Genomic DNA, 14,332 nt, shown 5'->3' on the forward strand with positions numbered 1-14,332 from the left:
GGTTAAATTGGTATAAGTATTAATTGTTTGTTTTTTCTGTATGCTAAAAATTACTCTGGTTGAAAAATCAGTTGCCCCTGTTCTAAAAAAATTTGATGCAAATTCTCCTTATAAATCCCCCTGATATATAGTTTATCCTCACTCATAATCTCTTGTAATTCGAAATTTTTATTGAAGACTACATTAGACTCATTAGCAGCAAATGAAATGATGGTTAAGAATGGAGGAATACTGGCGTAGGGATAACCAAACAGCACGAGTACGTAATGATTTGATCCCATGTCTAGCACAATAAACCTATCATTTTCCACTAGAGAGTGGTTGTTGATCAATTCCTTGATTCTACTTCGTGTATTTCCTGTCTCCCAACCATTGAGGTTAGAAAACTCACCTATGGAAGCATCATCTGAGGACAAAGAAACCTTATAAAAGTCGCCAGGTTCATCCCAGTTTTGAATTCCAAAAGTTGTAACTTCAATTTCAGCGAAATTCTCTAAGCGAAAGGTTTTAATATTTGCATTTTCGTAGGCTAGCCCACCACGAGAAGGCATTTCATCAATAAGATTTGGGTTGACATTTATTATATTCATACTCGTTTTTTTTTGCTTTTGTCCAAAACAGGAAACCAATCCCAATGAACATGTACATATTATGATAAGACTAATCCTCACAACTTGTGTCTCCCACATACTTATAAAACTCAACATCATCTTTTTTATCTGAACCCCAGCTGAAACTAATTTTCTTACTTTTCCACTTTTTTGAGGGGCCTGTATCAAACCCTAAAGGAACATCTTCACCCCAAGATCCACTATAGGCCTCTTCTCCTGGTACAATAACAATAACATGACCTGACTCACTTCCTTCTTCCTGGGCTCCTGCTACTACAAAAACGCCATCATTAGCCAAACCTTGAGCATCTTCCATTTCAATCAGTTCCCAATCATCGCTATCCTGCCAATGCTCAACTAATTCATTGGCCAGCATTCCGTCTAAATCAGTATTGCAAGTGAGTTCATTGTAAAACAATCGCAATCCAATGTTGCATGCCTTTTCGTCATGAGCATAATCGTCATTCACTGTATTCAGCGCATTTTCACTTGCAGTACTTAGTTGATCTTGGGTGAAATTTGATTCCTCTTCTTCATTTTCGTCATCATCTACAAAATCTTCAAGAAAATCCTCAAAATCCAAATCAATCTCAATATTGGATATCAATTCATCCAATGCAGCTGAGTACGCATCCGCATAAGCTTCAGCGTAGAGATCGTCATATCCAATATAAGTGCCCACTACCTCCACACCTCCTCCATACTCATCTCCCAGCACATCATTCATTATATCATCAAGGATCCCGTATTCTATATCACTGCAGTAAACACTGATGCCACGGTCACTCAAGGCCTGATTAGCTTCATCTGTCCAGGTTTTATAAAAAAAAGTCCACTGCTCTTCAAATGCCTGTTGCTGTTCAGCCAGAGCACCTGAGTCCTCAGCTCTTGCTTCTTCTACTGCCAGCCTAGCCGCTTCATGTGCCAGCTCAATCGCTGCATTTCTTGCGGCCTCTTCAGCTTCTTCTCGCGCCTGAGCCAACGCTTCCTCGTATGCGGCTCGTGCAGCCTCATATTCTTCTTCGTTCATGGTTACTTAGGTTGGTAAATTATTGGTTGATTGCTATACTCCAGGCCATATTCAGATTCTTTGGCCAGCAGAAATAGTTTGGAGCAGCTAAATTGAGAAATGATACACGCCACGCTTTTTCTAAACTCGTATTTAGCCTTAGCTTATCTATATGCACAACAGTCTTTCCTTTTGAAAAACTGCTGTTGTGTCTTACTTCGCCATTAAGGTTACAATAGCAACCTTTCTGTAATCCATAAATTTGTATGTTCACAAACGGCATGACGACTTCTACTTGATTTTTGTCTTTCAGGTCTTTAACAATTACCTGACTGTAGCTTCCCTGTTCAGTATCAACCATCTTAACCTGCTCTACCACCCCTTGAAGTTCTACAAATTTTCCTTCAGGCATTTTCTCCACCTGGCTTATGCTCACGTTTTTTCCGTCTGGAAAATCAATATCATAGGGCATGAAATTGATTTTCTTGAAAACAGAGGCATCCTTTTTCAAATTGACTCCCACCAGCTGAAACATGAGCATGTGAGAAGCTACGTAGCTGGCAAGACACTCCCTGGTTAGTTGATTTATTTGGGTGAGCACAAAACCAAGTTTGCGCAAATTTCCAGATATCCCCTTAGCTTTAAAGTATTCAAAAACCTTTACAAATTTCACTTGTGCTTGTGCCAGCTCAGGCACAAAAGATTCTATAAAGTCCGAAAACTCAAGACATTTCTGCGATATTTCTTGCTGCGTTTTCTTTTGTAAGATTAATGTATACAGTTGTATTTGATACTCATCCAAAAGGCTGTTGATCTTGTTCATTGCAGCTGAAGCAATTTGAACCATCTCCCCTGAGTTCTTTGTTACTTCAGTATTTTTTATCGCAATTTTTTGCAACTCTATTTCAGCCTGAAGTCTAAAGGCAATAGCATTTGTCAGCAATAGCTCGTTGCTTTTAATTGCCTTTTGGGCCCTGTGTCCGGATTTTATTTTTTCTATGGTTCGATCCGCCTGGCGTAATCTTTCACAAGATTGATAAAGTTTTCTAAGTGATAAATTACCTGTTCTTAGATAAGAATTGGACAGCTCTTTAATTTTCTCCCAGTCAAGGCTGGCTACCGCTTTTTTCAATTTCAAACTCCCATCAAGTGCGTCCAGCTGAATTTTGGACAAATCAATAGGAAGATCAATTGTTTTGATTGTGTTGGTTGGCATGGTTAAGAAGGTCTAGATAAAAAGTAGTTATTAGGTTTAGTTAAATTGGTTACACTATGCACAAAGAACAAGGGCTGTTCATTGATGCACAATCAATTCATCTCAAATACTACTTTTTTGACGTGTGCTGAAAACGTCTTAACAATGCTAAAAAAATTATTTTAAAAATCATAATTCCAACATTATTTCTATGCTAGATTATAAAAACCGAACAATACTAGTCACTGTCCCAAAAGGCAAAAGCCCTCACGGCATGATGAAATAATAAATTGGTATGAGACCAATTTATTACTTGACACTCGTAACTGATTATTTACAATACTTCTTTTGAGCAGCGTCTGCTTCTTTCACTCCTAAGTCCTTGGCTGACTTAAAATCTGAGCAAGCACCTTTCTTTCGATTGCCTTGCATTTTGATTGCACCACGATAGAGATAAGCTTCTCCTAGTTCACGATCTAAATTAATGGCATTGTTATAGGCAGTCAAAGCTTCCGAAAAGGAACCTAGTTGATGTTGTGCTCTACCTAACCAAAAATGCGCTTGGGGCAAATTCACATTTTCTTTTACGCCCATTTCTGCATAGTATTTGGCTTTTTCAAAATTGTGATCTCGGTAATAAAACTTGCTAAGGCTCAACATGGCTGAAGTATTCTTCTTATCTATGTCCAAAACCTTCTCGAAATCACCATAAGCTTTTTGGAATTTACCCAATTCCTCAAAAGATCTTCCACGGTTATAAATTGACTTAACATGGGAAGGGTGTAATTTCAAATATTCATCATACGCTTTGATGGCCTCCGCATATTTTCCATCACTATACAAAGTATCTCCTTTGGTTCTTTCGTCGTTCTCACACGCAAACAGTGCTATGACAAGCACCCAGATCATCAAATGTCTCATTACTCAAATTTTCAGCAAACTTAAGACGAATACTTAAATAATGGGAGAATATTAGATCAATTTGAGGGGACAATAGAAGCTTTAATGGATACTACTTGTACCGGATCCACTGGATCATTTGAATATATGGTAATGGATTTGTTTTGATTTCCCTTCCTGTTTGTAGCATCAAATGTACCTTTCAGGGTCACTGACTTACCAGGTTTGATAGTATTTTTTGATAGTTCAGCAAGAAAACATCCACAGTTTGATTTTACTTTTCTAATGTCTAATGTAGACAAACCATGGTTAGTGATTTGAAACTCAGCAACTGTTTTAGAGTCCACATTGACCTTACCTAAATCTTGTAATCTATCTGTTATGGCCAACTTTGGCGCTTTGGCCAACTCTTCTTTAGACATTGGCGGAAAATATTCAGAGATAGTGGCCAACACATTTAATTTCTTTGATTCAGCGTTTTCTTCATTGGTATAAATCGTAATCCCATGATTGTTGTAGCCCAAATTGTCGTCATGATCAGGGTCGTAATTGATTGTAATCTTTACCACCTGCTTTGGCAACATTGTAGAAGACTCAAATGACAACTTTATAAACTCAGGCGCATCATATTTTTCTAATAACTGTAGGGTGTCTGCACCATCATTATAGATATCAAAGGATTTTTCTACTTTCTGCTCAGTGGTGATTTTGCCCATGTTTATAGATCTACTCTTAAACCTTGTATTTCCAACCTTTACTGTCATCTGCTCTTCCAGAGATTTGACTTTAGGAATGACCTTTCCTTTGATATATGCTCGAATCAAAGCTGGCTCGCCATTGGTTGTGATAGTAAGCGTTTTCCTAAAACTACCCGGGCGGTTTCTTGGATTGTATTGCGCTTTCACAAATCCTCTTTGACCTGGGAGTACGGGCTCTTTAGACCAGCCTGGCGTGGTACATCCGCATGAGGCTCTGACATGACTGATAATTAAAGGAGCTGTACCCTTGTTTTCAAATTCAAATTCATGAATAGCTGGCCCATCTTCTTCTTTTATTTCACCAAAATCGAAATCATCATTGATGAACTCAAGAATACCCTTTTCCTGAGCCAGAAGCAGGCTTGAACTAAAAACAAACAAAAGAAGAATAGCTGATTTACTAAATTTTGACATGGTTCTTTAAGAATAATTCATTGCAAATAAACAATAATGTGTTAACCTAGCAAAGGGAAATAATTTTATTAATTTGCGCAAAAATTAACTATGGCGAGAGTATTAACAGGAATTCAGAGTTCGGGAAGGCCACACCTTGGCAACTTGCTTGGTGCCATTATGCCTGCGATCCAGCTTACAGAAAATGAAGGACAGGAATCACTACTTTTCATTGCAGATCTACACTCTTTCACCACAATCAAAGACCCTGCAATAAGAAAAGAAAATACCAAATCCATAGCTGCTGCCTGGCTCGCTTGTGGGTTGGATACCTCTAAATCCATTTTCTACAGACAGTCCAAAATTCCTGAAGTTTGCGAGCTGACATGGTTTCTCAATTGTGTGACACCCTATCCCATGCTCGCCAATGCCCATTCTTTCAAAGATAAAGCAGGCAGACTCTCAGATGTAAATGCGGGTCTTTTTGATTATCCAGTACTTATGGCCGCTGATATTATCATGTATGATGCAGAGATGGTGCCTGTAGGCAAAGATCAGAGGCAGCATGTCGAAATGACGCGGGATATTGCTAAAGCTTTCAACCATCAATTTGGGGAAATCTTTGTAATTCCTGAAGCTAAAATTGACAATCAAGTCATGACTATCCCAGGCATAGATGGTCAAAAAATGAGTAAATCATACGGAAATATTATTGATGTTTTCTTGCCTGAAAAGAAGCTCAAAAAAAATGTGATGTCTATCGTGACAGATAGTACACCTATGGAGGAGCCAAAAAATCCTGATACCTGCAACGTATTCAATATCTTCAAGACCCTAGCCAATAAAGACCAAATTTCTGAAATGCGCAGCAATTATGAAGGAGGCAATTACGGTTATGGACATGCCAAGACAGCACTTTTCGAACTCATGTTGGATCATTTTTCGGAAGAACGAAAAAGGTTTGACCATTTCATGAAAAATGAGAGTGTAATAGAACAACACCTACAAGAAGGTGAAGAAAAAGCAAGAACCATTGCGCGAGACGTAATGAAAAGAGTAAAAACCACCATTGGATTCTAAAAACATGGAAGAAAATATCAAAACCACTATTGACACTTGGCTGAATAGCAACATAGATGAAGCTGACAAAGCGGCATTAAAAGAGTTGATCGCCAGTGGAAATGAAACTGAACTAGTAGATTCCTTTTATAAGGAATTGGAATTCGGCACTGGGGGGCTACGTGGCATTATGGGGCTTGGCTCCAACCGTATGAATAAATATACTGTGGGCAGTGCCACACAGGGTCTTGCGAACTACATCAATCTTCAATTCCCAAATGAGGAGGCTTCCGTTGCTATCGCTCATGACAGCAGAAATAACAGTGACTTTTTTGCTCAAATCGTGGCGGATATCCTATCAGCCAACGGGATCAAAGTCTTCCTCTTTGAAAAGCTTCGCCCTACGCCAGAATTATCATTTGCCATTAGGGCATTGGGATGTAAAAGCGGAATAGTAGTCACTGCTTCTCATAATCCAAAAGAATACAATGGGTACAAGGTTTACTGGGAAGACGGAGCACAAATCATTGCTCCTCATGATACCAAAATCATTGAAGAGGTAAGAAAGATTACAAATTTTGATCAAATCAAGTTTTCTGCAAACACGAATTTGATTCAATCCATTGGTAAAGACATTGATGATCAATACTTGGCTGAGATGTCCAAATTGAGCCTCTCACCCGAGGCCATCAAAAATCAGTCGGATTTATCCATCGTCTTCTCTCCCATCCATGGCACTGGCATCACACTTGTACCACAAGCATTGGAGCAATTTGGATTCTCCAATGTGACAATCATAGAGGAACAAGCTATACCAGATGGCAATTTCCCAACAGTAGTTTATCCAAATCCCGAAGAAAAAGAAGCTTTAACACTGGCACTTGACAAGGCTAAACAAATCAGTGCAGATTTAGTATTGGCCACTGATCCTGATGCTGACCGCGTGGGCATAGCAATCAAAACTGAGACTGGTGATTTCGAATTGCTCAATGGAAACCAGACAGGCTCCCTATTGATTTACTATCTCTGCCTGAAATGGAAAGAAAACAACAAGCTGGATGGAAATCAATATGTGGTTAAAACTGTAGTTACTACAGAATTGATCGCGGATATAGCCAGACATTTTGGTGTAGCGTGTTTTGATACACTTACAGGATTTAAACACATTGCAGGCCTGATCAAACAACTGGAAGATCAAAAGACATTCATTGGTGGTGGTGAGGAAAGCTATGGCTATCTGATTGGTGATTTTGTCCGTGACAAAGATGCAGTGGCGTCATGTGTCATGATTGCAGAGATGGCTGCCTGGGCAAAAGACAATGGCAAATCGCTCGGAGATTTATTAGAAGAGGTATACTCTCAATTTGGCATGTATCAGGAAGATCTCGTTTCATTGACCAAAAAAGGTAAATCTGGAGCTGAAGAGATTCAAGAGATGATGCGTCAATTTAGAACGAATACGCCTGCCTCATTGGCGAATTCTGAAATTGAATGGCTGATTGATTATCAGAACTCAACATCAAAAAATTTACTCACTGGGCAAACTAAAAAAATCGACTTTCCTGAGTCAAATGTATTGCAGTTTATTACTAAAGATGGTTCAAAAATTTCTATGCGTCCTTCGGGCACAGAACCAAAGATAAAATTCTATATGAGTGTGAGGTCTGATTCTGATTCGGACAGGAGTTTTGAAGACGAGAAAAAAGGGCTTCTAATTAAAATAGAAAAAATTAAAGAAGAACTTAATTTAGCATAACCAACAGACTCATTTTCTGATATTTATGCCAAATTTCAATTTTACTACCTGCGATTATTCATGAAAAAAAATGTTTTGAATATATTGCACAGTAATAGTGAATATTAGCCTTGAAAACGAGAAATAAATAAGAATGTCATTTCGCTGATCTTTATTCATCGAAAAAACGATTAAAATATTCTTAATATATTTATATTTCAATTCTAATATTTTTACCACCTGAACATAAATTAATTCAAATATGGTAGTGCCCTTTTTGCTCATCATTGTCGGTTTCATTATGCTAATCAAGGGAGCCGATTTTTTAGTGAATGGAGCTTCTTCTCTTGCCAAGAGATATAATGTCTCTGACATTGCTATTGGTCTTACTGTAGTCGCCATGGGTACATCAGCACCAGAATTGGTGGTGAACATCATATCAGGTGCATCAGGAGAGAATGACGACATTGTATTTGGAAATATTATTGGATCGAACATCTTCAACATGTTCTTGATTCTTGGTATTGCAGCTGTAATTTATCCGCTTACTGTTCAGAAAAATGCGCTTTGGAAAGAAGTTCCCTATTCATTGCTCGCTACTGTAGTGCTTTTCGTATTGGTCAATGACCAGCTCATTTTTGGTGCTGAAGATAATTCAATGAGCTTCGTTGATGGAGTAATTCTCTTAGGCATGTTTATAGCGTTCCTTGCCTACGTTTTCCAGAACATGAGACGAACTGGCGACCTTGGTGGAGATATGGATGAGATCGAAATGTATGGCAGTTTGAAGACCACATTGATGATTGTCTTTGGTATTGCCGGATTGGCCATAGGTGGACAAGTTATTGTTGACAATGCCATCATAATTGCAGAGCATTTTAATATTAGCCAAAAAGTAATTGGCTTAACAATTTTGGCGGCAGGTACTTCATTACCAGAATTGGCAACTACTGCTGTAGCTGCATTTCATAAAAAATCTGACTTGGCTGTGGGCAACATTGTTGGTTCTAACATTTTCAATCTATTGCTGGTACTTGGTGCCACAGCTACGCTGAATGCTCCAATCGCTTTTGACGTTGACCTAAATCTCGATTTGTATATTGTGATGATAGGAACATTCATGTTGTTCATTTTCATGTTCACACTACAGAAATATAAACTTGACAGAGCTGAAGGAGCGCTCTACTTGGTTGGATTTGCTGCTTATTGTGTTTTCTTATATATGAATCGTCTTTAAAAGACCACCCAACATTTTCTTTTCCCAAGTGTTAACAGATCTTAACACCTTTTAACTATCCATTAACGGCTCGATGTTTGTTTAAGGCATATTTTGCGTTTGCATTTCTGCAAAAGCAACCTTTTTTAATTAACAAGCATTGAATAACCAAGGATACATCTCTAATCAAGATCAAATTTTGGACGACAGTCAACTGACAGACTTGTGTAAGGCCAAGGATGAATTGGCTCAAAAAGCGTTGTACAATAAGTACGCGAACAAGATGATGCGAACCTGTGTTCGATATTTGAATGACGAGATGGAAGCTGAGGATGCTATGATTGATGGATTTATGAAAGTCTTTTCAAAGATTGACACCTTTGAATATCGTGGCAAAGGCAGTTTGGAAGGCTGGATTAAAAGAATCATGGTGAATGAATCATTGATGTTGTTGAGAAAGAGGAAAATGGATCAGGTTGAAATCGAGAAAGTCCATCATTTGGCGTCTGACCATGAAACTGCCGAATCTCAACTGATGGAAGAGACTATTGTCAATATCATTCAAGAACTTCCTAACGGCTACAGAACAGTGTTCAATATGTATGTAATAGAGGGGTATTCACATAGAGAGATTGGGGAAAAGCTCAATATCAGTGAAAACACTTCTAAGTCACAATTGAGCAAAGCAAGAGCTTCTTTATCCAAATCATTAACACAAATAGGTGCGCTATGAAAATCAATGGAAATCACAAAAACGGTACGAACAAAGATTCCAATGAATCTGCAACAGATCAGCTAACTAAAAAAGCGGTTTCAGCTTTGGAAGAAAAGCCTCTATTAGGTTTTGACGCTGCAAGTACCTGGAAAAAACTAGCTGCCCGCCTGGGGAATGTGGATAAAAGATTTGTGACTTGGGGGTTTGCCATGGCGGCATCCTTTTCACTACTTGTTGCCGCTAAAATTGAACTTTTTGATTGGACAAATCAAGATAACCAACCACAGAAGCCGCTAACTGAAATCCAAGTCGTTGACAAGGAAACCGTACAACTTTCTGCTGTTCCTATCAAATCCAGTGTGGTTATTGAGAAAATTGAGCCTCAGTCTCAGGCATTAGAAACAACCCTCAAGCCATCTGTCGAGAAGAATCAAACAAAAATTCGTCCTAAAACTGTTCTTTTAGCAGAAAAAAAAGACAAACGAAAACTTGAACTTTATCCCCTCTCCAACCCTTTTGTATCAGTCTTCGCCAAAGCAAATTTTAGTTCAGAAGGTGTTACACCAGAAATTGGTATTGATTTTAAAATTGCAGAAAATTACACAGCCAAAAGAAGGGATATATACAAGCTTGGGCTATCCTCTCAAGTCAATTTCAGAACGACTGAAGAGGGAGATAAGAAGATACACCCCCACACTTTTGTGAATTTGGAATTCACTTCACTCAACAAGAAGACAAACAAAGGATGGACAACACGTGCAGGTTACTTATTAAATCCTGATGGTTACTTGTATCAGGATACAACTGTAAAGGTCTCTCTTTTCAGAAATATCAACAAGCATATTAAAATAGGACCAGAAGTGATTTTCACGGATAATCTAAAATCAGCCTACCCTAGCATCTCTCTGATACTGGGATAATCAGGCAAATTGAAATTTCATGTACTTGATATCTTCCCCTTTATCGAAGAATAATTTTTCGTATTTAGTCTTCACCCCAAAATGCTCGTCCATGAATTCAGAATTGTATAAATCGTGGGTGTGTACCAAATTTTTTACTTTCACCTGACCTTCCTCAAACAATTCTAAGGTATAATCGAACAAAAAGGTGTTGTCCGTTTTAAACTTGACCCAACCATCCTTTTTAAGCAATCGTTTGTAAACCTCCATGTGCCTGGGAGCAGTCAATCTCTTTTTTTCGTCCTTGTCTTTAGGTCTGGGGTCTGGAAAGGTGACCCATATTTCATCTATTTCATTTTCTCCAAAATGCTGATCTAAAAGCTCTATTTGAGTTCTTAAAAAGGCCACATTATCTAGGTTATTTTTAACGGCATACGAACTGCCTACCCAGATTCTGGAACCCTTAATATCTACACCCACAAAATTGGTATCAGGTTTTTTCTCACCCAAGCCAACTGTATATTCCCCTCGACCGCATCCCAGCTCAACCACTAGGTTTTGTTCATTTTTGAAATGCTCTTCTCGCCACTTACCAATCAATTTTCCAAAGTTTGGTTTTCCATCCTGTACCACATTGTATCGCTCAGCATTATCCTGAAAGCGTTCAAGTTTTTTTCTTCCCACTTATAAGTCTTTTAATTCCGCTACTACAAATGTGCTCCCTCCTATAAATATTAAATCACCATCACTTGCCTCTTTCAAAGCAGTTTGATAGGCGTTATCAACTGAATGATATGCTTTTCCAGAAAGTCCAAATTCCTTTGCAGTACTAGTCAATTTTTCTACTTTCATTGCCCGAGGAACATTTGCGGCACAAAAATAATACTCACAATCCTTAATTAGTAGTGGAAATATCTTTTCGACTGATTTATCCGATACGGCACCCCATACCATGTGAAGTTTGTTGTACTGAATCTGTCTAATCTGGTGCATCAGCCAAGACACAGCTTCCTCATTATGTCCTACATCACAAATAGTCAAAGGTGAGTCCCTCAATGTCTGCCAGCGACCTTTCAACCCTGTTTTTGAAACCACATGCTTAATGCCATCCCTAAAGTTTGACTCTGAAATAGCTATTCCATTTTCGTTTAATAAACCAACTGCCCTTACTACTGTATCCAGATTGAGCCTCAATACTTCTGGTGACAGATCTGAAATTAATTGAAGGCTATGTTCTTTTTTAAGGCCAGGCTCACTCAGAAAGGCTCGTTTCTCCTTGGCCACTATTCTAATTTCCTTCAGCGCCTCAAAAGGCAGCTTACCCACTACAATTGGGACATGCTGTTTGATAATTCCGGCCTTCTCTCTGGCTATATCAGACAAAGTATTCCCAAGCATATCTTGATGATCCAAGCTTATAGAGGTAATCACAGACAGCTCTGGCCTAATGATATTGGTCGAATCCAATCGTCCTCCCAGCCCGGTCTCTATAACTGCTATATCAACTCGTTCCTTTGCAAAATATTCAAAAGCCATGACCACAGTAATTTCAAAAAAAGAAGGTGCTATTTCTTCAATTGACTCTTTGTGGTTATTTACAAAATCAGATACAAATGACTCTTTCACCTCTTGCCCATTCACACGAATTCGCTCTTTGAAAGACCTTAAATGAGGAGAAGTATACAATCCCACCTTGTAGCCAGCAGATTGTAGGACAGAGGCCAACATATGCGAAGTTGAGCCCTTGCCATTGGTACCAGCAATATGGATGCTTTTGAATTTTTTGTGGGGATTATCCAGTCTGTCTGATAATCGCAAGGTATTGGTCAAATCCTTTTTGAAAGCCACCTTGCCTACTCGCTGATACATGGGCAGCTGAGTGTACAAGAAGTCCAGGACTTCCTGATAATTCATCATCTTATTTGGATTGGATAATAAAGGTTATTTTACCTGTAGAGGTAGCAGCAGCAGATCTGTTGCCAGCCGTTTTGCTAAATGTCAATTCCATGACGGCATCCCTATACACTTTTTCAACTACTGGAGATACCGTTTTCTCAAGCGTTTTGATTCCAATGATCTCACCCTCCTCATCAATAATGATTTGAAATACAATAATCCCGTTTTCAGCAGATTTATCATTTGGCCGGGGTTTAAAATCCCAATCCCAGCCTGCTAAGTCCAAACTTGACCCTTTGTTGCCAGTACCAGAACCATTATCTGTTTTCTTGAAAATCGCGCGATCATCTATTTTAGGTTCTTCAACTTTTTTCTTTTCCACCTCTTCTTCCTCTGTTTTTTCCTTCGCATCCACAGTCTGAGCATCACTGCCCATATCCGTTTCTTTCACTTCTTGGGTTTTGGCTTCTTCTGCTTCAGTGGTCTTTTCCACCACATCTGGACTATTGATATCTTCAGAGACAGATTTTCCAGCTTCACTTTCGACCGTCTCATCATTGTTGCCTTCTACTTCTTCTGCAGCCGTTTGTTCAGATGGTTGAGTTTCTTCAGATTCTTCAATACTTTCTTCAGTAACTTCTTCTACCTCATCTATTACCTCTTCACGTACAGACTCCTCACTTTGATTTTCGCTTACAATACTGTTCCCCAAATTAAATTCAATACCATATTCTGGAATTGGTGGATCTGGCTCTGTCCAAGCTAACATGACAAAAAAGAACACAAAAAGTATCGCATGTATCCCAATGGAGACATAGGCACTTATTGCTCTATTTTTTTTTTCCTGCTTATCCAAAATCAATCAGGTTTTGTCGCCAATGATATTTTTGCTTCTAGCTTGGTAGCAATACTCGCTACGTTCACAAGGTGTTCAACAGGTACAGACTTGTCACAATGCAATACAACTACACCTTCCTTATCCTTTAGCTCAGATTGCAATGCATTTTCCAATCTGCTCAAAGAGACCTCTTTATCATTAACGAAATATTTTAAATCAGGCGTAATAGTGACACTGATTTTTTGCATCACAATGTTAGAACTCTTACTTGTAGGCAAGTTTACTGGCAGACCAGATGGAGTAATAAAGGAAGAGGTTAACATGAAGAATATCAACAACAGGAAAATCACATCTGTCATTGACGACATCGAAAATGAAACTTGTATTTTTTGTTTCGAACCTAAATTCATTATTTCTGGGGCTCTTGTAAAAGATCAATAAAATCAATTGAAGTGTACTCCATGCCATGAATGAGTTTACCTACCCTAGTCACCAAATAATTGTAAGCCAGATAAGTTAAAATACCCACAAACAAACCTGCAGCTGTCGTAATCATAGCCTCATAAATACCGCTTGAAAGCAATTTAGGACTTACAGCCCCTTCTTCTTGAGCAATGGAAATAAACGCCTGAATCATACCTGTAACAGTCCCCAGGAAGCCAATCATAGGAGCAGCACCAGATATAGTGGCCAATAGACTTAGATTTTTCTCCAGTTTATATATTTCTATTTTTCCTACATTCTCAATTGAGGCTTCAATGCTTTTAAGGGGGCTTCCTATTCTAGCAATTCCTTTCTCAACCATTCGGGCAATAGGTGTTGCAGTTGACTGGCAGAGCTTTACTGCTTCTGATATATTGCCCTGTAGCACCATTTGCTTGATGCTTGACATAAAAGCCTCAGGTGTTTTTGCAGCATCTTTTATAGTAAGCAATCTTTCGACAAAAACATAAATACCTACGAGCGACAATAATAAAATAGGCACCATCATATAGCCACCTTTAAACAGCAAATCTAACACAGACACTTGCTCAATCACTTCTTCTACAGGTACCTCTTGTGCTAAAGAAGCCAAAATTATATTTAGTATTTGCATAATTTCCTTATA

15 protein-coding genes are annotated in these 14,332 nt (G+C 38.6%); 5 read left to right on the forward strand and 10 right to left on the reverse strand.

Going from position 1 to position 14,332, the window contains the following annotated elements:
* Positions 1-50: 50 nt before the first annotated feature.
* From B9A58_RS17340 to B9A58_RS17360, 5 genes are all read right to left on the reverse strand, one after another.
* Positions 51-590, reverse strand: coding sequence for a hypothetical protein (locus tag B9A58_RS17340; RefSeq protein ID WP_084374156.1), 540 nt, complete (start codon positions 588-590; stop codon positions 51-53).
* A 70-nt stretch (positions 591-660) separates the two neighbouring features.
* The gene (locus tag B9A58_RS17345) at positions 661-1,641 is read right to left on the reverse strand and encodes a hypothetical protein (protein ID WP_084374157.1); all 981 of its coding nucleotides are present in this window, start codon (positions 1,639-1,641) and stop codon (positions 661-663) included.
* Positions 1,642-1,660: 19 nt separating this feature from the next.
* On the reverse strand, positions 1,661-2,836 hold the full coding sequence (locus tag B9A58_RS17350) for a hypothetical protein (RefSeq protein WP_084374158.1): 1,176 nt from the start codon (positions 2,834-2,836) through the stop codon (positions 1,661-1,663).
* Positions 2,837-3,145: 309 nt separating this feature from the next.
* Entirely contained in the window at positions 3,146-3,736 is a 591-nt protein-coding gene (locus B9A58_RS17355) for a tetratricopeptide repeat protein (protein WP_084374159.1), read from the reverse strand.
* Between the two features lie 56 nt (positions 3,737-3,792).
* Positions 3,793-4,887 carry a DUF1573 domain-containing protein gene (locus B9A58_RS17360; protein ID WP_084374160.1) on the reverse strand — a complete coding sequence of 365 codons (1,095 nt, stop codon included), beginning with the start codon at positions 4,885-4,887 and terminating at the stop codon, positions 3,793-3,795.
* A gap of 90 nt (positions 4,888-4,977) precedes the next feature.
* On the opposite strand from B9A58_RS17360, the gene trpS reads away from it, so the two are divergent.
* The 5 genes from trpS to B9A58_RS17390 all read left to right on the forward strand — a co-directional run bounded on the left by trpS (position 4,978) and on the right by B9A58_RS17390 (position 10,511).
* Complete coding sequence (gene trpS / locus B9A58_RS17365) at positions 4,978-5,946, forward strand: tryptophan--tRNA ligase (protein ID WP_084374161.1); 969 nt, start codon at positions 4,978-4,980, stop codon at positions 5,944-5,946.
* 4 nt (positions 5,947-5,950) lie between these two features.
* Positions 5,951-7,681 (forward strand): phospho-sugar mutase, encoded by a 1,731-nt coding sequence (locus B9A58_RS17370; RefSeq protein WP_084374414.1) that lies wholly within the window; start codon positions 5,951-5,953, stop codon positions 7,679-7,681.
* A gap of 241 nt (positions 7,682-7,922) precedes the next feature.
* Entirely contained in the window at positions 7,923-8,897 is a 975-nt protein-coding gene (locus B9A58_RS17380; protein WP_084374163.1) for a calcium/sodium antiporter, read from the forward strand.
* A gap of 139 nt (positions 8,898-9,036) precedes the next feature.
* On the forward strand, positions 9,037-9,609 hold the full coding sequence (locus tag B9A58_RS17385; protein ID WP_245827105.1) for an RNA polymerase sigma factor: 573 nt from the start codon (positions 9,037-9,039) through the stop codon (positions 9,607-9,609).
* Positions 9,606-10,511, forward strand: coding sequence for a hypothetical protein (locus B9A58_RS17390; RefSeq protein WP_084374164.1), 906 nt, complete (start codon positions 9,606-9,608; stop codon positions 10,509-10,511). The genes B9A58_RS17385 and B9A58_RS17390 overlap by 4 nt, the downstream gene beginning before the upstream one ends.
* Here B9A58_RS17390 and trmB read toward each other — a convergent pair whose 3' ends face one another.
* Genes trmB through B9A58_RS17415 form a run of 5 tightly spaced genes read right to left on the reverse strand, consistent with a single transcriptional unit; the run spans position 10,512 to position 14,320 of the window.
* Positions 10,512-11,174 carry a tRNA (guanosine(46)-N7)-methyltransferase TrmB gene (trmB, locus tag B9A58_RS17395; RefSeq protein WP_084374165.1) on the reverse strand — a complete coding sequence of 221 codons (663 nt, stop codon included), beginning with the start codon at positions 11,172-11,174 and terminating at the stop codon, positions 10,512-10,514.
* Positions 11,175-12,407: a bifunctional folylpolyglutamate synthase/dihydrofolate synthase gene (locus tag B9A58_RS17400; protein WP_317042078.1), complete on the reverse strand. Its 1,233-nt coding sequence runs from the start codon at positions 12,405-12,407 to the stop codon at positions 11,175-11,177.
* Between the two features lies 1 nt (position 12,408).
* The gene (locus tag B9A58_RS17405; protein ID WP_139793963.1) at positions 12,409-13,242 is read right to left on the reverse strand and encodes a hypothetical protein; all 834 of its coding nucleotides are present in this window, start codon (positions 13,240-13,242) and stop codon (positions 12,409-12,411) included.
* A 2-nt stretch (positions 13,243-13,244) separates the two neighbouring features.
* The gene (locus tag B9A58_RS17410; protein WP_084374167.1) at positions 13,245-13,634 is read right to left on the reverse strand and encodes an ExbD/TolR family protein; all 390 of its coding nucleotides are present in this window, start codon (positions 13,632-13,634) and stop codon (positions 13,245-13,247) included.
* Positions 13,634-14,320: a MotA/TolQ/ExbB proton channel family protein gene (locus B9A58_RS17415; RefSeq protein ID WP_084374168.1), complete on the reverse strand. Its 687-nt coding sequence runs from the start codon at positions 14,318-14,320 to the stop codon at positions 13,634-13,636. The genes B9A58_RS17410 and B9A58_RS17415 overlap by 1 nt, the downstream gene beginning before the upstream one ends.
* Positions 14,321-14,332: the final 12 nt, after the last annotated feature.

The sequence above is a fragment of the Reichenbachiella faecimaris genome, assembly GCF_900176375.1.
In the GTDB taxonomy this organism is placed as follows: Bacteria; Bacteroidota; Bacteroidia; order Cytophagales; family Cyclobacteriaceae; genus Reichenbachiella; species Reichenbachiella faecimaris.